The sequence below is a fragment of the Streptantibioticus silvisoli genome (assembly GCF_027947535.2).
In the GTDB taxonomy this organism is placed as follows: domain Bacteria; phylum Actinomycetota; class Actinomycetes; order Streptomycetales; family Streptomycetaceae; genus Streptantibioticus_C; species Streptantibioticus_C silvisoli.
Window position 1 is genome coordinate 45,640 of record NZ_JAAGKO020000019.1, and the last position, 25,123, is coordinate 70,762.

A 25,123-nucleotide genomic window follows, 5' to 3' on the forward strand; every position below is an offset into this window, starting at 1 on the left:
CACCCGACACCGCCGCTTTCGTGGGGGGTCGCCGCGGCCCGACCACCTGCGAAGCAGTGAGTGCAACAACATCAACTACTCTGACGCAAGCCACTTTCCCCCTCTTCCGGGAATTGGGGTCACAGCACACCAGCTCGTGCAAGGAGAACCAGCATGGAAGTCGGGATACTCGGCCAGTTCGTGATCACCATGGCCGGTCGGCCCGTCGAGATCGCCTCCCGGAAGCAGCGGTTGCTCCTGGCCATCCTGCTCACTGCCGACGGTACGCCCGTGCACGCCGGCACCCTGACCGACGCCCTCTGGGGCGAGCTGCCCCCGGTGTCCGCCGCGGCCAACCTGCGCCAGCACCTCTACCGGCTGCGGTCGGCGCTCGGCGGCGACCGGATCGTGCGGCTCGGCGGTACCGGCGTGCGGATGCGTCTGGACGACGTCTCCGTCGACGCCCGGCGCTTCACCGAACTCGCCACCGCAGGCGAGGACGCTTTGACCGCCGGCCGGCCGGACACCGCCCGCGACCTGTTGGGCGAGGCGCTCGGCCTGTGGCGGGGCGTGCCGTTCGCGGAGCTGGCCGCCGAACCGGCGCTGACGGCCGAGGTCACCGCGCTGACGGAGCGGCACCTGTTAACCCTTCAACGGCGCATCGACGCGGACCTCGCGCTCGGCCGGCACAGCGACGTGGTACCGGAGCTGACGAGGCTGGTGACGGCCCATCCCTACCAGGAGGCCTTCTACGCCCAGCAGATGCTCGCGCTCCACCGGTGCGGCCGGACCGCCGACGCGCTCGCGGTCCTCGCCCGGGCGCGGCGGATCCTGGCCGGCGAACTCGGCCTGGAACCCGGCCACGAGCTGCGCGCTCTGGAGCGGTCGATCCTGCGCCAGGACGAATCCCTCCGGCTGCCGCGGACCGCCGGTGGGAAGCCGCCGGGACGACGGCGCCCCGAGCCCCTGGGCAAGCCCGCCGAACTGCCCGCCTCGGTGGCCGACTTCACCGGCCGCACCGCCGAGACGGCTCTTCTCGACACGTACTCCGGCGAGCTCGCCGTCGCGGTCGTGGGCCCGGCCGGCGTCGGCAAGAGCGCGCTCGCGGTCCACTGGGGGCACACGGCCGCCGACCGGTTCCCCGACGGCCAGCTCTTCGTGGCGCTGCACGGGTTCAGCACCACCGGTCCGGCCGAACCGATCGACGCGCTGGCCCGCCTGCTGCGTGCCCTCGGGATGCCGGCCGACCAGATACCCAGTGACGTTGACGAGGCAGCCGCCCGGTACCGGTCGATGCTGGCCGGGCGCCGCATGCTGGTGGTGCTCGACGACGCCCGCTCCGCGTCACAGGTACGCATGCTGCTGCCCGGCCGGCCGGGCAGCCTCGCCGTCATCACCAGCCGGCGCCGGCTGTCCGGGCTCCTCGCGCACCACGCGGTACGCCGGATCGCCCTGGGCCCGCTCCCCACCGGAACGGCCGTCGGGCTGCTGCGGCGGATGCTGACCCCGGCCCGGATCGACGCCGAACCGGACGCGTCCGCCGCCCTGGTGCGCGCGTGCGGCTGCCTTCCGCTGGCCCTGCGCATGGCCGCCGCGAATCTCACCGACCAGCCCGGCCGGAGCATCACGGACTACGTGGCCGAGCTGCGCCCGGGGTACCGGCTGGTCGGTCTGAGCGACGTCGAGGACGAATTCACCCTGCGGCTGATGTTCGACAGCTCCTACGCGATCCTTGACGCGACGACCCAGTTGGTCTTCCGGAGGCTGAGCCTGGTGGCCGGGCCGGACTTCACCGCGGAGACCGCCGCGGCCGTGGCCGGTGTGCCGCTCGACGACGCGTCGGCCGGCCTGGCCCGGCTGGCCGACGCGCACCTCGTCGTGGCCCGGGCCCCGGGCCGGTACACCTTCCACGACCTGGTCGGCGAGTACGCCGCTCTGCGGCACGGCTCCGGCACCCGCGAGGGCGCCGGCCCATAGGGACGTCACTCGTCGAGGGCCGCCGCCACCAGGGCCTCCAGGTGCACCAGCGTGGTGTCCAGCACCGGAACGCCGCACGCCGCCGTGTCCACCACCAGGTTGAACTCGGTGCAGGCGAGCACGATGCCTTCGGCGCCATCGGCCACCATCCGCCCGATGACGCGGTGGATCGCCGCTCCGGTCTCCGGCCGCACCACTCCGTGGCACAGCTCGTCGTAGATCGCCCGTCGCACGATCTCCTGATCGTCCTCGCCGGGCAGGGTCAGGTCGATCGATCGCGCTGCGAACCGCTCCCGGTACGCCGCCATCCGCATGGTGATCGGCGTCCCTAGCAGGCCCACCCGGGTGACGCCGAGTCCGGCCGCGCGCGCCGCGTTCACCTCCACCAGGTCGACGAGTGGTACGCGCAGCGCCGACCGCACGGCCGGCGCCACCTCGTGCATGGTGTTGCAGGCGATGCCGATCAGATCGGCGCCCGCTTCCTGGAGGGCCACGGCCGCCCCGGCCAGCCGGTCGCCCGCCGCCGTCCATTCCCCGGCCAGTTGCTGCCGCTCGGTGAGGGCGTAGTCGTCCGACCAGATCAGGATGCGAGCCGAGTGCGAGCCGCCGAGCCGGGCGTTGACCCCTTCGTTGATGCCGCGGTAGTAGGTGATGGTGGACGGCCAGCTCATCCCGCCGAGCAGCCCAATCGTCCTCATCGTGCCACCGCCGCGGCCCGCAGCCGACCGAACCCGGGCGGGTCGATCGAGACGAACGGCCGGGTGTCGCCGCACGGCATGGCGTGCCGGCGCAGCTGGTTGCGCAGGTCCTCACCGAGTGCGTCGGGCAGGCCGTGGAGGGCGCCGGTGCGCAGCCCGAAGGCCGTCACCGATCCGGTCGCGGCCGGCGCCAGGTCCGGCCGGTCCTCCACACTGACGATGATCAGCGTCTCGTCCGCGGCGGGCACCGGCAGCGGCGCCGCGTCGCACACCAGCACCACACGTGTGGTCCGGGTGCCGCCGGGGTCGCGCACCAGCAGCTCCGCCCTCGGGGAGTCGTAGTCGGCGGCGATCACCCGGCAGCCCTTCCAGCGAAGTTCCCCGGCCCAGATCCGGAGCACCTCGACGAGTGCGTCCCGGGCTGGCTCCCCGGTCACCGGCCGCCGGTCGAGCTGTCGCTTGACCTTGGCCGGGACGCCACCGGCCAGCACGTCGGCGGGCAGGTCACCGGTCACCACCGAGGCGGCCGCGACCACGGTGTTCTCGCCCACGTGGACCCCCGGCAGCAAGGTCACGTGGAAGCCCAGCCAGGCGTTGCGGGCCACTTGGACCGGGGCGTACGCCGGCCGGGTGCCCTCCAGCGGGCCGTGCCCGAAGTGGTAGCCGTGCGTCCAGACGGCCAGGTACGAGCCGGTCCCGACGTTGTCGCCGATCTCGATGAGGCAGTTGGAGTTGAGGATGGCGAACTGCGAGATCGTCACCCGGTCGCCGATCACGACGGTCGCGGTCGAGGTGGTGGTGCCGCCCATCCCCACCGTTCCGCCCTCGCCGAAGTAGAAGAGGCGGCCGGCCCGGAAGTCCCGGCACAGTACGTCGACGCCGGCACAGATCCGCCCGACGTCACCCACGGCGAAACGGTCGGCGGCCAGTACCCGGACGTCGCGGTGGATCTCGCACCCGTCGCCCAGGCGCAGGGCCGACGCGCGCAGGTCCGCGCCCCGGCCGATCGACGTGCGGGCGCCGATCTCCACGGTATCGGCGACGATCGTGACGTCGTCGCCGAACGTCACCTCGTCACCGACGACGACGCTGTGGGCGAAGATCCGCACGTTTTTGCCGATCCGGCACGACGGCGGCAGGGCGGTCGGGTCGAACGCGGGCGGCGGCTCGGCGAAGGTCGGTGGTTGCATGGCTGCTCCGTTGTGATGGTCGGTCGGGACGCCGGCGTCCCGGCGCGGGGGCGAGCTTCTAACGGTCCTGCGCCGTCCGCTGCCTCACCAGGTCGTGGCCACAGACCCGGTCCACTTTTCCGGTGCGGCCGAGGGGCAGGCTGTCCACCCGGTGCACGACGTCGGGCAGCTTGCCCCGGTCCAGGTGCCGCCGTCCCCAGTCGCGCAGCGCCGAGATGTCGGGCGACTCTCCGGTGACCGCCATGATCAGGTGGATCCGTTCGCCGAGGACCGGATCGGCGAGCCCGACCGCCAGGGCGCCGTGGCATCCCGGGTAGCCGCTGTAGACCGCCTCGATCTCCAGGGGCGCCACCTTGATGCCGCCGCGTACGATCAGGTTCTTCGTCCGGCCCACCAGGCGCAGCCGGCCCTGCGGTGTCCACTCGGCCAGGTCGCCGGTGCGGAACCAGGAGCCGGACATGGCGGCCGCGGTGGTCTCCGGGTCGTCTAGGTAACCCGTCATCAGGTAGGGCGTGCGCAGCAGCAGTTCGCCCGGCTCGCCCTCGCCGCACGTGCTGCCGTCCGGCCTCGCCACGCGTGCTTCGACGCCGGGCGACGGCCGGTCGCCGAGGGTACCGGCGCACGCGTCGTACCGGTCGGGGGTGAGGATGAAGTCCGAGGTCGACGTCTCGCTGAGCCCGAACACGTCGGCGATCCCCGCGTGCGGGAACAGCTCCCGGAACCGGCGCCCGAGTCCGCTCGGCAGCGGTTCCCCGCCGGCGATCCACGTGGTCGGAGAGCCCGCCGCCGCGCAGGCCGCAGCCAGGTCCGCGCCGTCCGGCGCCTCCTGAACCTCGCGCAGTATCAGCCGGAGCATCGTGGGCACCACGGGGATCCTGGCCACCGGTCGCGCGAGGTTCTCCAGCACCTGCCGGGCCGCGAAGCGCTCCACCAGGTGGACGGTGCCGCCGGTGGCGAGCGTCAGCAGGGACGTCCAGTGACAGAACGCGAAGTGCAGTTGCAGGGGCTGGAGCGTGGTCTCGCCCGGCGCGAACGGCAGCACCGACTGGATGGCGGCGAGCTTCTCGGCGAAGGCACGATGGGGCACCACCACGCCCTTGGAACGCCCGGTCGAGCCGGAAGTGAACGCCACGAATGCCTGGTTCCGGTCCAGTTCGGCGGGGACCTTCAAGGCGGTGTCCCGCAGGATCGCGTGCACCGGGCCCGCGCCGAGGGCTCCCCGCCATTCGGCCGGCAACGGGCCGCCCGTGACGAGGACCTCGCTCCCGGTACGGTCGGCGATCTCGCGCATCACGGGCAGCGGCGAGGACCGGGCGACCGGCACCGCGACGCCGCCCGCGGCCCAGACGCCGGCGATGGCGGCCAAGTCGTCACGGGTGTTGCCGACCGCCACGAGGACCGCACGGCCGCGGACGCCGGTGAGCCGGCGGCCGTTCTCCGCGGTCGCTTCGGCGAGGGCGGCGTAGGTCGTCTCGCCGTCCGCGGCACGGATCGCGACCTCGCCGCCATAGCGCTCGCCGGCCGCGAGGACGAAACGTTCGAGACGGTGCTCGGGGGGCAGTTCCACTGGTGTGTTCCTTTCCGGACCGGCGCCTGCGTGCCGCTCCGGCCCGACGGAGTGTCAGTGCTCGTGCTCTTCGAGTCGCGCGCGGACCCAACGGGCGCTGGCGGCCGCCGTTTCGGCGTCCACCGGACCGTGTTCCAGGACCACCACGTCCGGGCGGGCGACCGCCCGGGCGTGTGCCAGCACCCCGGCCAGGTCGAGCGGGCCCGGGCCGGGCGCCCCGGCCGACGCCGGCCGGCGGTCCGGTGGACGCGCGGTCCGGGACACCCCGTAGAAATGCAGGCTGCGGATGCGCGGGCCGAGCGTCTCCAAAAACTCGGCCACCCTGTCCGGGCCGCCGAGCCGGTGCGCGTGCCCGACGTCCAGGCAGAAGCCGAGGAGGGGGTACTCCGCGAGCAGCCGCGCGTAGTCGGCGGGTGCCCGCAGCAGCGGGTTCGGCGTCAGGTTCTCCAGGAGTACCGGCACCCCCGCGTCACGTGCCCGTTCCTGCAGCGGACCGAGGAACGCGGCACCGGCCGCCGCGAACCCGGCCCGCGGGTAGGGCGGATACGGGCTCGGGAAGTGCACCACGACGTGTGCGGCGCCGATGCGCGCGGCCAGGTCCACCGTGCCCAGCGCGAGGTCGAGGGCGAGCCGGGCCTCCGCCGGGTCCGGCCCGGTGGGCGCGTACCGGGTCAGCGGTGTCCGCTCGTCGTACGGGGTCGGGCAGTGCAGGGCCGGCTGGATGCCGTGCCGCCGGCAGAACCCGGTGATCGCCTCGATCGCCGTGCTGGGGTAGTTGTAGAACTCGACCACGTCGGGCCGGTATCCGAGCAGTCCGTCCAGGTCCTCCTTGTCGGACAGGACGCTCGTGGAGACCCCCAGCCGCGCGGTCACGGCGCTGTCACCTCCAGGATCGCGTGGCTGTGGAGCAGGCGGCCGCCGTTGACCGTGGCCGCCTCGCCGTCCACGTCGACCGTCCAGCTGTGCAACGGGTCGGGCGACCAGCGCTCGACCCGGCGGTCGAGCGCGTAGGCGTGCCACGTCCAGCTCAGCCCTGACCGCAGCAGGTGCTGCTCGACCGTCCGCTTCGACCAGGTCGTCCAGCCGGTCTGCCAGTCGCCGGACGCGTCCGGCCTGCTGTCGCGCATCCGCACGAGCACGTCCACCGGCTCGTCGTTGAAGAGTCCGAAGGCCACCAGCCGGCCTCCCGGGCGCAGCGTGGACAGCGCGGGTTCGATCCAGCAGCCCGGGTCATCGAAGAGCGAGTGGATGCCGAGCATGGTCGTCACGTCGAAGCCGGTCGGCAGGGTCGCCGCGTCGAGCAGGTCGGCGACCGCGAAGTCGGCGCCGGGCACGTTCGCCCGGGCCGCCTCCACCACCGGCGCCAGCAGATCGACGCCGGTGCACCTCAGGTTCGGCCGCTCGCGCGACAGGTACGCCACGAAGGCGCCCGCCGAGCAGCCGATGTCCAGGACCCGCGCGCCGGGTCTGCCGGCGATCGACGCCCCGGCCACGGCGGCCACGGCGGCGAAGTAGGGCTTCTCCGGCGCGCCCCGTTCGGCCAAGACGTTCCGGTCGACGCTGCGCGGGCCCCCACCGGCCCAGGCGTCGCGCAGATCAGGTCGATCCATGGTCCTCGCCCTTCAGCGCGTCGGCGAAACGGCGGATGAAGCTGAGCAGCACGGTCGCCGACGGCGTCCCGGTCTTCGCCAGGGCCTCGGTCAGTCCGGGGCAGCGGTCGACGAAGAACGGCGGCTTCACACCGTCGATCCGCAGGCCGCCGCAGTCGACCTTGACCCACGCCGACTGGAACAGCGCGGCGCCGGTCACGTCGGCACCGGTCAGGTCGGACTGGCTGAACCGGCTGTAGGCCGCGTTCACCCCGGTCAGGTCGGCCCCGTGCAGATCAGCGGCGAGGTAGGCCTGTACCAGGATGGCGCCGCTGAGCGAGGCGCCGCGCAGCGACATGCCGCGGGGCGGGTCGCCGGTGAGCATGGCCCGGTAGAGGTTCGCCTCGGACAGATCGGCACCGTGCAGGTCGACGTCGCGGAAGACGGCGCACCGCGCGGTCAGTCCGCGCATTCCGGCCTCGGCGAGCGCCGATTCGAAGACGTGCAGGTTCTCCGCCTGCGCCAGTTCCCATCGGCTGCCGACCAGGCTGGAGGCGCTGATCGAGCCTCCGACCAGGGTGGCGCCGTTCAGCAGTGCGCCGGGCAGGGCGCTCGACCGGATCCGGACGCCGGCGAGCGCCGCGCGGGTCAGGTCGATCCCCGGCAGGACGCAGTCGAGCACGTCGAGGTCGGTCGCGTGCAGGCCGACCGCACGGATTCGTTCGCCGCGGATGCCGGCCATCCGCAACCGGGGCAGGTTCGCGTCGGTCAGGTCGAGGTCGTCGGCCCCGACGGCCCGTTGCAGGGTCAGCCCCTCGCCGCCGGCCCGGCGCAGGCCGAGGCCGGCGAGGTCGGACTTGGTGATCACCAGCTGATCGACCTGGGCCCCGTGCAGCACCGTGCCGCGCAGGATGCACTCGTTGATCAGCGTCCCTTGCAGGTTGCTCTCGGCCAGTTCGGCGTCTTCGAGGTCGCACTGGTAGAACGAGCAGCCGGCGAGGTGGGCGCCGGTGAGCTTCGTGCCGCGCATCGAGCAGCCGTGGAACAGGCTGCCGGTGCCGTCGCGCATGCCCCGGAAATCGACCCCGTCCAGTTTGCAGGTCTGTGCGGCCAGGGCGTGGACATAGGCGTCACGCACGCTCGCGCCGGTCAGGTCGGTCCGCTCCATGCCGGGGCAGATCATCGTGCACCGGTCGAGCGTGGCGGACCGCAGTCTGGTGCCGTGCAGCGTCGCGCGGTTGAGCGTCGCACCGGTCAGGTCGGCGCCGGACAGGTCCCAGTTGCTGAGGTCGGCCTCGCTGAGCTGCAGACCGCGGCCGGTGCTCGCGAGCAGCGCGCGGGTCAGTGCGGCCACGTCCTCCAGCGTCTGGGTGCGGTCCTCGGCCATGTTCAGCTTGGCGAGGATGTCGACATGTTCCTGATCAGCCATGACGGTGCCTCCCGGTCGGGCCGGAGCGGTGGCCGGTGTGGGGGCCGGCGTGGGACAGGAGAGGGCCGGGCGCGTGCCGCCCGGGCAGGACGGCGGTCATCCGGTCCACCCGCCGATGCCGGACTGGCGGGCCACGGCGAAGCCCTCGGCGCGTTCGCAGCCGGCCATCGCTCCGTGCATCGCGTCGACCCGCTCGATGGCGTCGAGGTCCAGCGGCCGGAACCCGGGGCGGCTTTTCGCGTAGGGCGCGAGGGCGGCCGACTTGCGGTCGGCGACCGCGCCGATGTCGACGAACGCCGTCGGCCGGAAACGGGCGAACGCCGGCGTGCGGATCTCGCCGGGCCGGAACTGGTACAGGTCGTACCGGGCGTTGCGTCCGGCCGCCTGCACCGCGCGCGCGGTGACGACGTGGTCGGCGTGGCTGTCACCGTCCCAGTGGGTGATGACCAGACTCGGGGCGAACTCCCCGACCACCTCGTCGATCAGGGCCACCGCGCGGACCTCGCCCAGTTCGGACACCTGTCGGTGGACTCCGTCGGCCGCCCATCGCAGCGTGCAGCCGAGCACCTCGGCGGCCTGCTCCGCTGCGGCGCGGCGCTCGTGCGCCCCCGGCGGGGCCTCGGGCATCGCCAGCACCAGCGTCATCACCTCGGCGCCGGCGTCGGCCAGGACCGCCAGCGTGCCGCCCGCCGCGATCTCGGCGTCGTCGGGATGCGCGACGACGGCGAGCACCCGCCGGCCGGTGGCGGTCAATGCCGCCACCCGTAGAACGCCTCGGCCTTGGCCAGCACGCTCTCGTCCAGGCGGCCGTACCAGTCCAGGGACTCGGCCAGTGACGCCTGCCAGTCGGAGAGGCGGAGATCACCGAGCACGGTGGTCAGGTCGGTGATGTCCGCGGTGAGCACCGTGTGCGGCGTCTCCCCGGGTCGCATCGGCAGGTGGCGGACTCCGGCGGTGTTGCCGAAGTACGCGTTGACCGCGGCGCACACGTCGTTCACCGAGATCGGGACGCCGCTGCCGCAGTCCGGCAGGACGTCGGTCCGTTCGGCGCGGGTGAAGCGGACGGTCTGGTCGGCCAAATCGCGCGAGAAGACCATGTCGACGATCTGCTCGCCGTCGCCCCAGATCTCGATGGGGTACCCGAGCTTCGCCTGGGCGGCGAAAGCGGGGACGATCTTGCGGATGGGCAGCAGGGCCTGCCCCGGGCCGTACGCGTTGAACAGGCGGAGCGACATGATGCGGGTGTCACCGCCGGCCGCGTTGAACATGGCCGCGAACTGCTCGGCCGCGCTCTTGGTGACGGTGTAGGTGTTGAGCCAGACGTTCGGCTTGCCCGGATAGAACACGCGCGGCACGCCGGCCGCCGTGGCCTGTTCGAACACCGTCACCGTGCCGCCGATGTTGATGTCGATGGCCTCGTGGGTGGTCTCCTGGAGCTCGGCCGTGCCGAGGACGCCGGCGAGGTGGTAGACCTCGTCGGCGCCGGCGAAGACCTTCGCCATCAGGTCGGTGTCGCGGACGTCCCCGCGCACGTGCTCGGCGTCCACCAGCAGACCCTTGCTGCCGGGCGGCAGCAGGTCGACCTGGACCACCTCGTGGCCCTCGTCGAGCAGGTACTGCGCGATGGTGCTTCCGAGGAATCCGCTTCCACCGGTCACGATCGTCTTCAATTGATCCTCTTCTTTTCTGAGAAGGTCGTCCGGGAAAGGCGACGAGGCATCAGGACGGCTGGGCGCCGATTTCGAGATACCTGGCCGGACCGTCGGCCAGTTCCGAGCGGAAGGACCCCATGTTGTCGATGACGACGGGCGGCTTGTCCGCGTCGCGAACGACCTCGGGCAGTGCGGCGTAGGCGCGGTGCGCGGTGACGACGATCAAGGTCCCGAGCGTGCCGACCCCGCCGGGGAAGTCGAGCGGGCCGGCTCCGCCGCTCATCGTCCGCACCTCGTCGGCGGTGAAGTACGGGTCGTGCACCAGGGTTTCCGCGCCGCGCCGTCGCAGTGCCGCGGCCAGCGCGAGCCCGGGCGACCCCTCGGCGATCCGGACGTCCGGGGTGTAGCTGATGCCGAGGATCCCGTACGGGCCCGGGCCGGCGGACATCACCCACTCCGCGAGGAGGTCGGCGTACCCGGCGTTCCACTCCATCGCGGAGCGCACCATGGGCAGGGCGTCCGCCGCGGACCGGTCGACCGCGAAGTGCGGGCTGAGCGGGATGCAGTAGCCCCCGATTCCCAGGGACGGGTGGTAGGTCGGCACGTTCCACTTGGTGCCGGCCAGCCGCAGGACCTCCGTCATGTCGAGGTCCGGGTACGCGTCGCGCAGCTGGTTCGCGAGGACCAGGTCGACGTACCGGAAGAGGTTCTCGACGGGCTTGGTGAGCGCGGCGTGGATCCAGTCGCGGGCGAAGTGGACCTGCTCGGTCACCGGCGCGTAGAGGTCTGCGAGCAGACCGCGGGAGCGTTCGGCGGCCACGCCCACGACGCGGGGAAGCGTGCGCACGTTCATGTCGGGCGAGAGCATCCAGTCGCGCCGCGGCGCGGTCGCCAGGTGTACCCGGTCGTCCCCGGCGAAGGCCGGGCCGACCGACTCGGCGAGCCAGGACGGGCTGACCGTGCTCTCCAGCACCACCAGCGACTCCCTGGCGCCGTCGCGCGCGGCGACGAGGCGGGCGAGCACGTCGTGGAGGGGGCCGGTCAACGGTACGCCGTTACGGTCGGTGTTGACGCAGATGATGTGGACGTCCGCCGCGTGCCAGTCGGCGCTGTCGCTGAGCACGGCCGTCAGCCGGCCGCTGGAGAGCGCGTCGGGGTCGAGGTGTACGCGGTCCTCGAATCCGGGCAGCGGAACCCGGCCGGCGTTGACGGCCGCGACCCGGTCCCGGTCCACGTCGATCACCACCACGGGGAAGCCGGCGGCCACGAAGGCCTCGGCCGCGGACAGGCCGATGAAACCGGCTCCCCACACCGCGATGTGGGCCGAGCGCGTCCGTACCGCCTCCTGCAGCGTCCGGTCGGTGTCCATGGAGTCACTCCTCAACGTTCGTCAGGGGGACGGTCAGTTGGCGCGGCGCGGCGGTCCGGGCCGAGTGCTGGAGGGTCAGGGTCCGGCCGGCGCACTCCTGCGGGCCGACGACGGCGAACCAGGACTCGTCGGTCACCGGCAGGTGGCTCAGCACGTTGCCCAGCCGCGTGACGCCCCAGCGCTCCCGGACCCGGTAGCCGCTGCGGCGCAGCGCGGCCGCCGCGGCCAGGAAGAAGTCGTCGTCGGCGCACTGGAGGTCCAGCAGGTGGACCATGGGTGTTCCGGACGGCGCGAGCAGCGCCGCCATCCGTTCGGCCGACCCGGCCGTGCTCCAGCACGTCGAAGCCCCGGTGCCGAGGCCGCCGGCCAGCGCGTGGTAGCCGCCGCCCTCGGCCACCACCTGTCCGCCGGGATCGGTGATCTCGAAGCAGAGGTCGCTGCGGTACTCGGTGACGTCCGCCAGGTTCCAGTCGAGCCGGCACGGCAGACCGACCCGGTCCAGGTACCGCATGACGCGGTCGACCTGGGCGCCCCTGCCGGTCAGCGCCGGCTCCAGCGCGGTGACCTCCCGCAGTTGCGCGGTCACCGGCTGGTCGTGGTCGATCTTGGACAGCCGGCTCAGCCGATCGCACAACTGGGCCGCGTCGCCGGCCGGTTCCTCCCCCTTGCGCCAGCGATGCAGTATGTCGCGGGCCTCCGTGGCGCCGAGACCGCATTCGTCGGCGAGGGTGTCGACGACGCGGTGGTCGCGAAGCGTCACGACGCAGCCCGTGCCGGCGAGGAGCGCGGCCCACAGCCGCAGCATGGTGAGCTGGGCGGCGAACTCGTCCGGCTCGTTGCACATGGTGGCCACCAGTTGCGTCCACGAGCGCAGGGGCTTGCGCTGATGGCGGGCGACGGTGACGGCGGCGGCGACCAGGGTGGGCTCGGCGGGCCGGAGGGCGTCCGCCCCCGACACCGCCCGCAGCAGCGCGACGAGCGCGTTGGCCGTCAGCGCGACGTGGCGGCCGCCCCGGTCGACGAAGTCGAAGATCCGCCCGGCCGCCGCCGAGCCGAACGTCAGATAATCGCTGACATACGAGAGGGGCGCGCTCCGTACCTGGGCATACCCGAAAGTCGATGCGACTTCCAGAAAGAGAGCCTCTGCACTGTTTATTCTTTCAGCATCCTCGCCGACCACATCCTTGAAACCGGGCGGTAGCATTCCCAGGCGGCGCCTCAAAGTGTCCTCGTACCTCCTCAGCGACGTCCTTCGACCGTCGGCAGCGAGAATCCGCTGCCGCCTGCTCCGGCCCGTTCGCCTTCGACGCGGGTTCCTCGCAGTCGGCGAAAACGCTAGAGCGGACGTGTCAACGCGCCGTACACCCGCCGCGATGCGCCGCGTGTACGCGCGATGTACGCCGCTCCTGTAGTGCGGGTTCAGCCGTCCCGGATGACGGCGGAGCACTTCCCCCGGCCACCTCGAACTCGCATTGACGCCCTTTGAGGTGCCGGTATAGCGTCTGCGTCTTCATGTGATCCCGACAGCGGGGAGCGACTCTTCATGCAGCCTGCGCGGCGTACGCCGGGAAGCCCTTACTCGGTCTATTCGGAAATGTCCGCGCTGGCTCGGCGTACGGGCTCCGTTAATCTCGGCCAGGGCTTTCCCGACTGGAATCCGCCCGAGCCGCTGCTCGCCGCCGCATCCCACGCCATATCCCACGGGGATCACCAATATCCGCCCGTGCGCGGTCTGCCGGAACTGCGCCGCGCGGTCTCCGCCGACCTCGCGCTGCGCTGCGGGATCGAGGTGGACCCGGAGACCGAGGTGGTGATCACGGCGGGTGCCACCGAGGGACTCACCGCGGCGATCCTCGCCCTGGTCGGTGAGGGCGACGAGGTGGTGTTCCCCGAGCCGTTCTACGACGCGTACCCGGCCGCCGTCACGATGGCCGGCGGTGTCCCGGTGACCGTCCCGCTGACCGGCCCGGACTACGTGCTCGACGAGGCGGGCCTCGCGGCGGCGGTCTCACCGCGCACCCGCATGATCCTGCTCAACACGCCGAACAACCCGACGGGTCGCGTCCTCACCCGGCCGGAACTCGACGCGGTCGCCCGTACGGCGGCGGCACACGATCTGATCGTGCTGGTCGACGAGGTCTACGAACACCTCGTGTACGACGGCCGCGAGCACCTCTCGCCGGCGGCCGTGCCCGGAATGCGCTCCCGGACGCTCACCGTCGGTTCCGCCGCCAAGACGTTCTCCGCGACCGGGTGGAAGGTGGGCTGGGTGAGCGGGCCGGCCGAACTGGTGGGGGCGGTGGCGCGCGTCAAGCAATACCTGTCGTTCGCCACCCAGGGCCCGCTCCAGACCGCGGTGGTGGCGGGACTGAACCTGCCGGCGTCCTACTTCGCGGACCTGCGCGGCGCGATGGAACGTCGCCGTGACCTGCTCTGTGCCGGTCTCACCGCGGCCGGTTTCGCCGTGACCCGGCCGGAGGGCGGCTACTTCGTCCTGGCCGACGCCAGCGGTCTGGGTGTCACCGACGCCGCGGACTACGCCGACTGGCTCGCCCGTCACGGCAAGGTGGTCGCCATTCCCGGCGGTACCTATTTCACCGACGCGCGGTCCGGCGCGCATCTGCTGCGCTTCGCGTTCTGCAAGACCGACGAGGCCCTGAGGACCGCCGTCGCCCGGCTGTCCGGCCTGCGGGACATCGCGGACGCGTACCGGGCACCGGCGTCGCGCGGACGGACGCCGTGACCGGCGCCCCTCCCCGGCCGTGCGGCGATGCGCCGCCGCCGGGGGCGACACCGCACGGCCGTACGCCGTGACCGCTTTCTGAGGACGTGGAGGTTTTCAAGTGACCGTTCTGGTCGTCGCCGTCGGCCCACCGGTACTGGAGCAGGAGCTCGTCCGCGCGGGCCACACGGACTTCGTGTCGGTGGTTCCGGAGGCGTACGCCGGACTGCGCGGCGACGGCCACCCGGTGGTCCCGGTGCGGTCGTTGGACGACTACGCTGCGCTCGCCGCCGTGGCCCGTGCCCATCCGGGGGCCGGCGCAGTACTGACCGTGCAGGAGGAAGGCATGCGGGCCGCGGCCTTTCTGCGCGACCTGCTCGGCCTGCCGGGCGCCGGGCTCGGCGAGGCCGTCCGTTTCACCGACAAGACGCTGATGAAACGCCTGCTGGCAGCCGCTGGGCTGCCGGTGGCCGCGAACACCCGGGTCGCCTCCCTGGACGCCGTACCCGCTGCGGCCGAACTGATCGGCTGGCCCGTCGTGGTCAAACCGGCGGCCGGCGGAGGGACCGAGAACGTGTGGCGCGCCGACGGACCGGCGCACCTGGAGCGCTTGGCCGCCGAGGGCCACCTCGCCCCGCTGAGCGCCTGCGGTTCCCTCGTGGTCGAGGCCTTCGTCGACGTCCGCACCGAGTACCACTGCGACGCCCTGCACGTCGGTGGCCGGGAGGTCTACGCCCACGTGGGACGCTACCCGGCACCGCTCCTCGCCGGACTCGGAGCAACGGGCGGCACCACGCTGCTGCCGGACACCGATCCGGTCGCGGCCGCCGTACTCGACCTGCACCGCGCCTCCCTGCGTGCGCTGGGGCAGACCGACGGTTTCACCCACGGCGAGTTCTTCGGCACGCCCGACGGCCTCATGGTCGGCGAGGTGGCCGCCCGGCCCGGCGGCGCCGGCCTGCCGCGGGCACTGTTCCACCAGTACGGCATCGACGTGCGGGCCTGGGCGGTCGACCTCGCGCTGGACCGCCCGCTGCGCCCGGTGGGCGGGGCCCGCGCCGACGTGATCAGCTGGCTCACGCTGCCCGCCCGTCCCGGACGGATTCACCACGTCAGCAGTGCGAAGGACCTGAGGGAACTGCCCGGCGTGATCGAGGCGGTCATGCGCTACGGCCCGGGCGACCTGTTCGATCGGCCGCGGTCGTCCATCGCCTACGCCGGCCACGTCTACCTGGCCTCGACGTCCCCGGAGGAGGCCACCACGGACATCGAACGCGTCCTGGCGGCCTACCGGTTCGAGCTGGACACCGACGCCTGACCTCCCGACGGCGGGGCTCGCGGCCCGAAGGGGGCCGTCCCGGGGCTCCGGGACCGGCGAGCCGCCGAGGGGGCGAACCACCGAACGCGGTAAGGATGATGTTGTTTTCATGATCGACCGGCTTGTCCGCCCCGGTCAGTGGACCCTGACGCAGCGCGTACTGCCACCGGCCGGCCTGCCCCGGCGGCTGTGCACGCAGTCGGCGATTGCCGCGGTGGGTGGGGGTACCTACCTCACGGGCGGTGTGGTCTTCTTCAGCCTCTACACAGGACTGCCGGCGACGCAGATCGGGCTGGGCTTCTCGTTCGCCGGTCTGCTGGGGCTGGTCGGATCGCTGCCGGCCGGGCATCTCGCCGACCGGTTCGGCGGCAGGAGGGTCTGGCTGGCCGGAGCGGTGGTGACCGCCGCGGGGTTCGGTGCCTATCCGTTCGCGAGCGGGTTCTGGTCGTTCCTGCTGGTGATGGCGGTCGCCACGGTCGGTCAGCTGCTCGCCGGCTCCGGGCAGGGCCTCTACGCGGTCGCCGCCCTGCCGGCCGGCGACCGGGTCCGGGTGCTGTCGTTCGTCCGCGCGTACAAGAACGTCGGCTTCACCGTCGGCAGCGGGCTCGGCACGGCCGTCCTGGCCCTCGATTCCCGGGTCGCGCTGCTGGCTCTGGTGCTGGCCAACTCGGTCGGCATGCTGGTCAACGCGGCCCACGTCGCACGGATGCCGGTCGCGCACGCCACCGGGCCGGCCGGCCACCGGCCGCGTCCGAGGCCGTGGAGCGTGCTGCGCGACCGGCCGTACCTGGCGCTCGCGACACTGCTCAGCATGGTGAGCATCCTCAACGTCACCATCTTCAGCGACGTGATCCCGCTGTGGGCGATCACCATGACCGACGTGCCGAAGCCGGTGCTGGGCGTGCTCGTCGCGCTGAACACGGTGATGGCGGTGGCCTTGCAGGTGCCGGCCACCCGCGGCGCCGGGACCACCGCCGGCGCCGCGCGGCTGGCCCGGCGTGCGGCCTGGTCCATGGCCGCGGCCTGCCCGGTCCTCGCCCTGAGCGGGGCGACCCACGGCTGGCTGACCGTGGTCGTGCTGGGCGTGGCCGTGGTCCTCACCACGATGACGGAGCTGTGGATATCCGCTGCCCAGTGGTTCGTCAACACCGACCTGCCGCCTGCGGACCGCCGGGGCGCGTACGCCGGGGCGAGCCGCATGCTGAACAGCGTGTTCCAGATGATCGGCCCGGCTTCCACCACGTTCCTGGCCATTCGCACCGGCGGCTGGGGCTGGTGGGTGGTCGCGGCCCTGTTCGCCGCGTGCGCCTTCGCCGTCCGTCCGGCGATGACCGCGGCGACCCGTCGCCCCCGCTACGGCGAACGTACCGTGCGGGTGCCCGACACCGCTCCGGCCGTGGCGCGGGTGCCCGTCACCGGACGGAGCACCGTGCGGTCGGGGGCGCGTCCGTGAACCGCCGGGTGTGACCCGTGAGCACCCGGCTCCGGGCGGCCCCGCGCGCGGTCGGCCGGAGCCCGGGGAGCGGGCACGGCAGCCCCGCCCCCCGTACGTCCCCGGAGGGCCCCGTTGCGTGGACACTGAAAGCAAGCACGTAAACCGATGCTCCTTGCGGGGTCACGTCTTGCCGCGACGTGGCGGGGCAACGGGGTGGGACAGTGAGGATTCGAGGAGGCTGACCATGTCGTCGCGCCGTGTCGAGTGGCGTTCCTGTTGCTGCGGCGGTGCTGCTTCGCCACGCCCTTGCCTGCGGACCACGACGACGTGGCGGCCTTCTTCCGGTTGTGCTTGCGCCAGTCGTCGCAGATGCGGGAGTACGCCATGAGGAAGGCCGAGTCCGGGTGCAGGCGGGCAAGCTCCGCTGGGGGAGCGAGGCCGGCGGGCTTGCCTCGCAGGTCAAGATCGGTTGGGCCTGTCGTGTCGGTTGGAGTAGGGCCGACAGCCTCTGGATTGGGTACTGCGTCTTCTTCCCGGCTCCACGGCCTCGCAAGGTGGGCCGCACGGACCCGGTCGTGCGACGATGCCGGGATGAACCGCCTGGCCGACGCGACCTCCCCGTACCTCCTCCAGCACGCCGACAACCCCGTCGACTGGTGGCCCTGGTCGCCCGAGGCGTTCGAGGAGGCTCGGCGGCGGAACGTGCCCGTGCTGTTGTCGGTGGGTTACTCCGCGTGCCACTGGTGTCACGTCATGGCTCGGGAGAGCTTCGAGGACGAGGTGACGGCTGCCGTCGTCAATGACGGGTTCGTGGCGGTCAAGGTGGACCGTGAGGAGCGGCCGGACGTTGACGCGGTCTACATGGAGGCCGTGCAGGCCGCCACCGGGCAGGGCGGCTGGCCGATGACCGTCTTCCTGACCCCCGACGCCGAACCCTTCTACTTCGGCACCTACTTCCCGCCCGCGCCGCGCTCCGGCATGCCCGCGTTCCGCCAGGTGCTCGACGGGGTCTCCACGGCGTGGCGGGACCGGCGCGAGGAGGTCGCGGAGGTGGCGGCCCGGATCACCGCCGACCTCGCCCGGCGGAGCGTCACCGCCGCGCTGCCCGGTGGCCAGGTGCCCCGTGGGGCCGAACTCGACTCCGCCGTACGGGTGTTGGCGGATGAGTACGACGCCGTGCACGGCGGCTTCGGCGGGGCGCCGAAGTTTCCGCCGTCCATGGTGCTGGAGTTCCTGCTGCGCCACCACGCCCGCACCGGATCGCCCGAGTCGCTGGCGATGGCCGAGGAGACCTGCGAGGCGATGGCCCGCGGCGGGATGTACGACCAGCTCGGCGGCGGATTCGCCCGCTACACGGTCGACCACACCTGGACCGTTCCGCACTTCGAGAAGATGCTCAGCGACAACGCGCTGCTGTGCCGGGTCTACACCCACCTGTGGCGTACCACCGGATCGCCGCTGGCCGAACGCGTCGCGCTGGAGACCGCGGCGTTCATGGTCCGCGAACTCGGCACCCCCGAGGGCGGGTTCGCCTCCGCGCTGGACGCCGACAGCGACATCGCCGGCGGCGGCCACGCCGAGGGCGCGTTCTACGTGTGGACCCCGCGGGAACTCGACGAGGCGCTCGGCGCGGACGACGCCGCCCTCGCCAGGGAGTACTTCGGCGTCACCGACGCGGGCAACTTCGAGGCCGGCGCCTCCGTACTGCGGCTGCCGCACCGGGACGTGGACCCCGCCGAACGCGTCGAGGCCGTCCGCCGGCGGCTGACGACCGTACGCGCCTCCCGGCCGCGGCCGGGACGGGACGACAAGGTGGTCGCCGCCTGGAACGGGCTGGCCGTCGCCGCGCTCGCCGAGACCGGCGCGATCTTCGGCCGCGACGACCTGGTCCGGGCCGCCGAGTCCGCCGCCGGCCTGCTGCTGCGGATCCACCTCGGCGAGGACGGCCGGCTCGCCCGCACCTCCCGCGACGGCCGGGCCGGGGGCAACGCCGGCGTGCTGGAGGACTACGCCGATGTCGCCGAGGGCCTGATCACGCTGGCCGGCGTCACCGGCGAGCCCGCCTGGCTGGAGTCGGCCGGCCGGCTGCTGGAGGTGGTCCTGGACCACTTCACCGGTGAGGACGGCGCCTTCCACGACACCGCCGACGACGCCGAGGCGCTGATCCGCCGCCCGCAGGACCCCACCGACAACGCGGCGCCGTCGGGCTGGACCGCCGCGGCCGGCGCCCTGCTGTCCTACGCCGCCCACACCGGCTCCGCCCGGCACCGGGACGCCGCCGTCCGCGGACTCGGCGTGGTCGGCGCCCTCGCCGCGACCGCGCCGCGGTTCATCGGCTGGGGCCTGGCGGTGGCCGAGGCCGCGCTCGACGGACCGCGCGAGGTGGCCGTCGCCGGGCCGGCCGGCCACGCCGGCACCGACGCGCTGCGCCGGGCCGCCCTGCTGGCCACCGCCCCCGGCGCGGTCCTCGCGGTCGGCGAGCCCGACACGCCCGGATTCCCCCTGCTGGCCGACCGCCACCTGCTCGGCGGCGCCCCGACGGCCTACGTCTGCCGCGGCTTCGTCTGCTCCCTGCCGGTCACCGACGCCCGCGGCCTGACGGAACGCCTCAGCCGCGACACGACCGGGCAGGGCTCGTAACTCCGGCGGAACGTGGCGTTCCACTACGGGTGACGTGGGTGGCGTTCCGCTACGGATGACGTGGAGGACGTGGCGTTCCGCTGCGGGTGGCGTGGGCGACGTCGGCGTCGCGGGGCGTCACCCCGCGGCGCGGACCGCTGACGGAAGCGGACCACCGCACGGGCCCCGTGGGCCGGTCACCGCACAACGGTCAGCGCGGCCGGTGAACGCGATACGGCCACCGCGGACCGGTCGACGACGCCGGTCACCGCGGACCACCGGCCCCTGCCCGGCCACCGCGGACCGGTCGACGCCGCCGATCACCGCCGACCACCGAAAACCCCCGCCCCGCCCCCGAGACCCCGCGCCCCCTCACCGCGACCCCGTCATCCCCTCCGAGATCATCGTGAGCGTGCGGTCCAGCAGGTCCGGCAGGGGTTCGGCCGCGCCGGTCTCCGACCAGTACAGCAGCGCCTCGGTCCAGCCGCCCATCAACGCCCCGGCCAGTACGCGCAGTTCGAGGTCGTCGGCGGGCCGGCCGTCCCGCTGGGAGAGCGCGCCGGTCAGCAGGCGCTGCGCGGTCACCATGTTCTCGCCCAGCCGGGTGCGGATCGCCGGCACCTGCCGGCACAGCCGCATGCGCAGCAGGATCTCCCCGCGGTCCTCCTGGAACATCTGGCGGGCCGCGTCCGCGATCGCCGCCCGCATGCTCACCACCAGCGGTTCGCCGGCCGGCCGGGAGGCGATCGCGGCCCGCATCACCGGGTCGTACTCGTCGCTGAGGACCACGTCCTCCTTCGTCGGGAAGTACCGGAAGAAGGTGCTGGGGGAGACCTCCGCGTCGGCGGCGATCTGCTCGACGGGCGTGGCCTCGTACCCCTGCGACTCGAAGAGCCGGTAGGCGGCGGTCCGGATCGCCCGCCGGGTCTTGATCTTCTTGCGTTCCCGCAGGCTCGGCGCGGGAGGGTCCGAAGGGGTCGCAGAAGCCATGCGGTCATTGTCGTGCATCCGCCCCACGGCACCGTCCGCTCTGCCGCACGGCACCGGCCCACTCTCCCGCGGGCCCGCCCGCCCGTGCTTGCGGCGCCCCTCCGCGCCTGCGACGCCCCGGCCGGAGACCGGCCGAACCGGCGCCGAACCCCGCGCCGAGCCCCGGCCGCAACCGCGCCGAACCCCGCACCGAACCCCGGCCGCACCCACGCCGAACCCCGGCCGCACCCACGCCGAACCCCCGCGCAACCCGCGGAGCGGACGGTCGAACGGGATCGAACGGATATGTCGGCGGAAATGTGGCGGGGGTTGAGCCGGACGTATGACCGAAAAGGGGAGAAACGATTCCCTAAAGCCGGTAAGCGTTATTTATGGCTGTACGCGACCAGCGAGATCCCCACGTAGTGCACGGCGAACGCGGCCAGCGTGAGCGAGTGGAAGACCTCGTGGAAGCCGAAGTAGCGCGGGGAGGGGTTGGGGCGCTTGATGCCGTAGATCACCCCGCCGGCGCTGTAGAGCAGGCCGCCGACCGCCACGCAGACCAGGACGGCCACCCCGCCGGTGCGCATGAAGTCGGGCAGGAAGAAGACCGCGGCCCAGCCCAGGGCCAGGTAGCACGGGGTGTAGAGCCAGCGCGGCGCGCCGACCCAGAAGACCCGGAAGGCGATACCGGCCAGCGCTCCCGCCCAGACGAACCACAGCAGTGCGACCGCGGTGCCGTGCGGGAGCAGGAGTATCGCGAGGGGGGTGTAGGTGCCGGCGATGATCAGGAAGATGTTCGCGTGGTCCAGCCGCCGCAGGACGGCGTACGCCTTCGGGCCCCAGTTCCCCCGGTGGTAGAGCGCGCTCACCCCGAACAGCAGGCAGGCGCTGAGGGTGTAGACGGCGCAGGCGATCCGGGCTCGCGGGCTGTCGGCGAGCGCGGTGAGCGCCACTCCGGCGATCAGGGCGGCCGGGAACATCCCGGCGTGCAGCCATCCGCGCAGCTTGGGCTTCACGACGGCGTTTGCGTGCTCGGCGGCGGTGGCAACCGCGGCCTTCACGGGAGTTTCCTCGACCGGGGTCATGGCGGCCACTCTACCTACGCGTCCGTAGGTTACGTCCGGGTCATGAAACGGGCGAGAAGTGGCAATGCTCACCCCTCGGGGGGTGGACAGCACAGATGTCATGGGTGGACACTCATATGAGCAGACACTCATGTGAGTGCGGTCGGTACCGGATGAGCGGGCGCGCGAAAGCATCCGGGCCGCAGCCCCCAAGGGGCCGAACACCAACCCTCAACATCTGACGCCCGGGACGTGCGGACCGGGCGGGACGGAGCGATCGTGGCGCGCGGAAATGCGGCTCCCATCAGCCGGCAGGAAGCTCCCACCAGTCACCAGGAACTGATCGCCTGGGTCGACGGGATCGCCGACCTGACCCAGCCCGACGAGATCGTGTGGTGCGACGGCTCCGAGGAGGAGTACCAGCGCCTGTGCGACGAACTCGTCGAGCGCGGGACGTTCAAGCGGCTCGACCCGGTGCACCGCCCCAACTCCTTCTATGCCGCCTCCGACCCGAGCGACGTGGCACGGGTGGAGGACCGGACCTTCATCTGCTCCGAGCGCGAGCAGGACGCCGGCCCCACCAACCACTGGAAGGCCCCCGCCGAGATGCGGGAGATCTTCGCCGGCGACGACGGGCTGTTCCGCGGCTCGATGCGCGGCCGGACCATGTACGTGGTGCCCTTCTGCATGGGCCCGGTCGGCTCGCCGCTGTCGGCGCTCGGCGTGGAGATCACCGACTCCGCCTACGTCGCCGTCTCGATGCGCACCATGACCCGGATGGGCAGCCGGGTGCTGGAGGAACTCGGCGACGACGGCTTCTTCGTCCGGGCCGTCCACACCCTCGGGGCCCCGCTGGCGCCCGGCGCCAAGGACGTGCCGTGGCCGTGCAACACCACCAAGTACATCTCGCACTTCCCCGAGAGCCGGGAGATCTGGTCCTACGGCTCCGGCTACGGCGGCAACGCGCTGCTGGGCAAGAAGTGCTACGCCCTGCGCATCGCGTCGGTGATGGCCCGCGACGAGGGCTGGCTCGCCGAGCACATGCTCATCCTCAAGCTCACCCCGCCGCAGGGCGCGCCGCAGTACGTGGCGGCCGCGTTCCCCTCCGCCTGCGGCAAGACCAACCTGGCCATGCTGGAGCCGACGATCCCCGGCTGGAGCGTGGAGACCGTCGGCGACGACATCGCCTGGATGCGCTTCGGTGAGGACGGCCGGCTGTACGCCATCAACCCGGAGGCCGGCTTCTTCGGCGTCGCCCCCGGCACCGGTGAACACACCAACGCCAACGCCATGAAGACCATGTACGGCAACTCGATCTTCACCAACGTGGCGCTCACCGACTCCGGCGACGTGTGGTGGGAGGGCATGACCGAGCAGCCGCCCGCCCACCTCACCGACTGGAAGGGCAACGCCTGGACGCCGCAGTCCGGCACCCCGGCCGCCCACCCCAACGCCCGGTTCACCGTGCCGGCCTCGCAGTGCCCGATCATCGCGCCGGAGTGGCAGGACCCGCAGGGCGTGCCGATCTCCGCGATCCTGTTCGGCGGCCGCCGCGCCAGCGCCGTCCCGCTGGTCACCGAGTCCTTCGACTGGCAGCACGGGGTCTTCCTCGGCGCCAACGTGGCCTCGGAGAAGACCGCCGCCGCCGAGGGCAAGGTCGGCGAACTGCGCCGCGACCCGTTCGCCATGCTGCCGTTCTGCGGCTACAACATGGGCGACTACTTCGCGCACTGGCTGCGGATCGGCCGGCAGGCGCACGAGCGCGGCGACGGTGACAAGCTGCCGCGGATCTTCTACGTCAACTGGTTCCGCAAGGACGCCGGCGGCCGCTTCGTGTGGCCCGGCTTCGGCGAGAACAGCCGGGTGCTCAAGTGGGTCGTCGAGCGCCTCGCCGGCCGCGGCGACTCGGTGGAGACGCCCATCGGCCACCTGCCGGCGCCGGGCGCCCTCGACACCGAGGGCCTCGACATCGACCAGGCCGACCTCGACCTGCTGCTGTCGGTCGACCCGGAGGTCTGGCGCGAGGAGGCGGCGCTGATCCCCGGCCACCTGGAGACCTTCGGCGAGCACACCCCGGCCGAGCTGTGGGACGAGTACCGCTCGCTGGTGCGCCGCCTCGGCTGACGCGGCGCCGCGGAATCCGGCCCGTCCCCGCGCGTGCGGCGCGGCGGGCGGGCCGGCGGCGAGGCACGAACCCCCCGGCGGGCACCCCGACCAAGACCGCCTGCCGCGGGACGACGCCGACCCTCAACGCACGGGGGCCCGGTCCACGACCGATGTCGTGGGCCGGGCCCCCGTGCGGTGCCGGACCGGCCGGCGTCAGGGCTGGCTGTAGCCGTCCAGGAAACGCCCTATCCGGGTGATCGCCTCGGTCAGGTCCTCCGCGCGGGGAAGGGTGACGATGCGGAAGTGGTCCGGCTCGGGCCAGTTGAAGCCGGTGCCGTGCACGATCATGATCTTCTCGGCGCGCAGCAGGTCCAGGACCATCTGCCGGTCGTCCTTGATCTTGTAGACGTCCGGGTCCAGCCGGGGGAACGCGTAGAGCGCGCCGCGCGGCTTGACGCAGGTGACGCCCGGGATCGCGGTCAGCGCCTGGTAGGCGGCGTCCCGCTGGGCGCGCAGCCGGCCGCCGGGCAGCACCAGCGGGTTGATCGACTGGAAGCCGCCGAGCGCGGTGGCGATGGCGTGCTGGGCGGGCATGTTGGCGCACAGCCGCATGTTCGCCAGGATCGTCAGACCCTCTATGTAACTGCTCGCGTGCTTCTTCGGACCGCACACCGCCATCCACCCGCTGCGGTAGCCGGCCACCCGGTACGCCTTCGACAGGCCGTTGAACGTCAGGGTGAGCAGGTCCGGGGCGATGGCCGAGGTCGGGGTGTGGGTGGCGTCGTCGTAGAGGATCTTGTCGTAGATCTCGTCGGAGCAGACCACCAGGCGGTGCCGGCGCGCGATGTCGGTCAGGCCGCGCAGCAGCTCGTCGTCGTAGACGGCGCCGGTCGGGTTGTTCGGGTTGATGATGACGATCGCCTTGGTGCGGTCGGTCACCTTGCGCTCGATGTCGGCCAGGTCCGGCATCCAGTCGGCCTGCTCGTCGCACCGGTAGTGCACCGCGGTGCCGCCGGCCAGCGAGACGGACGCCGTCCACAGCGGGTAGTCCGGCGCCGGGACCAGCACCTCGTCGCCGTCGTCGAGCAGCGCCTGCATCGACATCTGGATCAGCTCGGAGACGCCGTTGCCGAGGTAGACGTCCTCGACGTCGAGCGGGACGTCCTTGGTCTGGTAGTGCTGCACCACCGCGCGCCGCGCCGACAGCAGCCCCTTGGCGTCCCCGTAGCCGTGCGCGTCACGCAGCGTGCGCAGCATGTCCTCGAGGATCTCCGGCGGGCACTCGAAGCCGAACGGCGCCGGGTTGCCGGTGTTGAGCTTCAGGATGCGGTGGCCCGCCGCCTCAAGCCGCATCGCTTCTTCGAGAACCGGGCCCCGGATCTCGTAACAGACGTTGGCGAGCTTCGTCGACTGGATCACCTGCATGCCGACACACTA

Annotated in this window: 19 protein-coding genes; 6 read left to right on the plus strand and 13 right to left on the minus strand. The window is 72.5% G+C overall.

The genetic code is table 11. The features are described 5' to 3' along the window. Positions 1–153: 153 nt before the first annotated feature. Positions 154–1,956, plus strand: a complete 1,803-nt coding sequence (locus POF43_RS14780; protein ID WP_271312726.1) for an AfsR/SARP family transcriptional regulator — start codon at positions 154–156, stop codon at positions 1,954–1,956. Between the two features lie 5 nt (positions 1,957–1,961). Here POF43_RS14780 and POF43_RS14785 read toward each other — a convergent pair whose 3' ends face one another. From POF43_RS14785 to POF43_RS14830, 10 genes are all read right to left on the minus strand, one after another. Then, entirely contained in the window at positions 1,962–2,654 is a 693-nt protein-coding gene (locus tag POF43_RS14785) for an aspartate/glutamate racemase family protein (protein WP_271312727.1), read from the minus strand. Next, complete coding sequence (locus POF43_RS14790; RefSeq protein WP_271312728.1) at positions 2,651–3,844, minus strand: acyltransferase; 1,194 nt, start codon at positions 3,842–3,844, stop codon at positions 2,651–2,653. The genes POF43_RS14785 and POF43_RS14790 overlap by 4 nt, the downstream gene beginning before the upstream one ends. A gap of 58 nt (positions 3,845–3,902) precedes the next feature. Beyond that, on the minus strand, positions 3,903–5,411 hold the full coding sequence (locus tag POF43_RS14795; RefSeq protein ID WP_271312729.1) for a class I adenylate-forming enzyme family protein: 1,509 nt from the start codon (positions 5,409–5,411) through the stop codon (positions 3,903–3,905). Between the two features lie 54 nt (positions 5,412–5,465). Next, positions 5,466–6,284, minus strand: coding sequence for a sugar phosphate isomerase/epimerase family protein (locus POF43_RS14800; RefSeq protein ID WP_271312730.1), 819 nt, complete (start codon positions 6,282–6,284; stop codon positions 5,466–5,468). Next, on the minus strand, positions 6,281–7,021 hold the full coding sequence (locus POF43_RS14805; RefSeq protein WP_271312731.1) for a class I SAM-dependent methyltransferase: 741 nt from the start codon (positions 7,019–7,021) through the stop codon (positions 6,281–6,283). Before POF43_RS14805 ends, POF43_RS14800 begins: the two co-directional genes overlap by 4 nt. Continuing rightward, the gene (locus tag POF43_RS14810) at positions 7,008–8,429 is read right to left on the minus strand and encodes a pentapeptide repeat-containing protein (protein ID WP_271312732.1); all 1,422 of its coding nucleotides are present in this window, start codon (positions 8,427–8,429) and stop codon (positions 7,008–7,010) included. Before POF43_RS14810 ends, POF43_RS14805 begins: the two co-directional genes overlap by 14 nt. A gap of 96 nt (positions 8,430–8,525) precedes the next feature. Beyond that, positions 8,526–9,191 carry a PIG-L deacetylase family protein gene (locus POF43_RS14815; protein ID WP_271312733.1) on the minus strand — a complete coding sequence of 222 codons (666 nt, stop codon included), beginning with the start codon at positions 9,189–9,191 and terminating at the stop codon, positions 8,526–8,528. Then, on the minus strand, positions 9,179–10,099 hold the full coding sequence (locus tag POF43_RS14820) for an NAD-dependent epimerase/dehydratase family protein (RefSeq protein ID WP_271312734.1): 921 nt from the start codon (positions 10,097–10,099) through the stop codon (positions 9,179–9,181). Before POF43_RS14820 ends, POF43_RS14815 begins: the two co-directional genes overlap by 13 nt. Before the next feature lie 49 nt (positions 10,100–10,148). Continuing rightward, on the minus strand, positions 10,149–11,450 hold the full coding sequence (locus POF43_RS14825) for a UDP binding domain-containing protein (protein WP_271312735.1): 1,302 nt from the start codon (positions 11,448–11,450) through the stop codon (positions 10,149–10,151). 4 nt (positions 11,451–11,454) lie between these two features. Next, positions 11,455–12,654: an ATP phosphoribosyltransferase regulatory subunit gene (locus POF43_RS14830; RefSeq protein WP_271312736.1), complete on the minus strand. Its 1,200-nt coding sequence runs from the start codon at positions 12,652–12,654 to the stop codon at positions 11,455–11,457. Positions 12,655–13,044: 390 nt separating this feature from the next. Here POF43_RS14830 and POF43_RS14835 point away from each other — a divergent pair, with 390 nt between their 5' ends. From POF43_RS14835 to POF43_RS14850, 4 genes are all read left to right on the plus strand, one after another. After that, positions 13,045–14,193: an aminotransferase class I/II-fold pyridoxal phosphate-dependent enzyme gene (locus tag POF43_RS14835; RefSeq protein WP_271312737.1), complete on the plus strand. Its 1,149-nt coding sequence runs from the start codon at positions 13,045–13,047 to the stop codon at positions 14,191–14,193. 100 nt (positions 14,194–14,293) lie between these two features. Further along, a complete protein-coding gene (locus POF43_RS14840; RefSeq protein ID WP_271312738.1) occupies positions 14,294–15,490 on the plus strand; it encodes an ATP-grasp domain-containing protein in 1,197 nt (398 codons plus the stop codon). A 109-nt stretch (positions 15,491–15,599) separates the two neighbouring features. Next, a complete protein-coding gene (locus POF43_RS14845) occupies positions 15,600–16,943 on the plus strand; it encodes an MFS transporter (RefSeq protein WP_271312739.1) in 1,344 nt (447 codons plus the stop codon). A gap of 573 nt (positions 16,944–17,516) precedes the next feature. Further along, positions 17,517–19,565, plus strand: a complete 2,049-nt coding sequence (locus POF43_RS14850; protein WP_271312740.1) for a thioredoxin domain-containing protein — start codon at positions 17,517–17,519, stop codon at positions 19,563–19,565. A 351-nt stretch (positions 19,566–19,916) separates the two neighbouring features. Here the strand turns inward: POF43_RS14850 and POF43_RS14855 are convergent, their stop codons facing one another. Both POF43_RS14855 and trhA read right to left on the minus strand, forming a co-directional pair. Next, positions 19,917–20,534 carry an acyl-CoA-like ligand-binding transcription factor gene (locus POF43_RS14855; protein ID WP_282704594.1) on the minus strand — a complete coding sequence of 206 codons (618 nt, stop codon included), beginning with the start codon at positions 20,532–20,534 and terminating at the stop codon, positions 19,917–19,919. Positions 20,535–20,899: 365 nt separating this feature from the next. Further along, a complete protein-coding gene (trhA, locus tag POF43_RS14860; RefSeq protein ID WP_372516011.1) occupies positions 20,900–21,601 on the minus strand; it encodes a PAQR family membrane homeostasis protein TrhA in 702 nt (233 codons plus the stop codon). A 258-nt stretch (positions 21,602–21,859) separates the two neighbouring features. On the opposite strand from trhA, the gene POF43_RS14865 reads away from it, so the two are divergent. Next, positions 21,860–23,704 carry a phosphoenolpyruvate carboxykinase (GTP) gene (locus POF43_RS14865; protein ID WP_271317780.1) on the plus strand — a complete coding sequence of 615 codons (1,845 nt, stop codon included), beginning with the start codon at positions 21,860–21,862 and terminating at the stop codon, positions 23,702–23,704. A gap of 195 nt (positions 23,705–23,899) precedes the next feature. On the opposite strand, the gene POF43_RS14870 is transcribed toward POF43_RS14865, so the two are convergent. Continuing rightward, positions 23,900–25,111, minus strand: coding sequence for a pyridoxal phosphate-dependent aminotransferase (locus POF43_RS14870; protein WP_271316802.1), 1,212 nt, complete (start codon positions 25,109–25,111; stop codon positions 23,900–23,902). Positions 25,112–25,123: the final 12 nt, after the last annotated feature.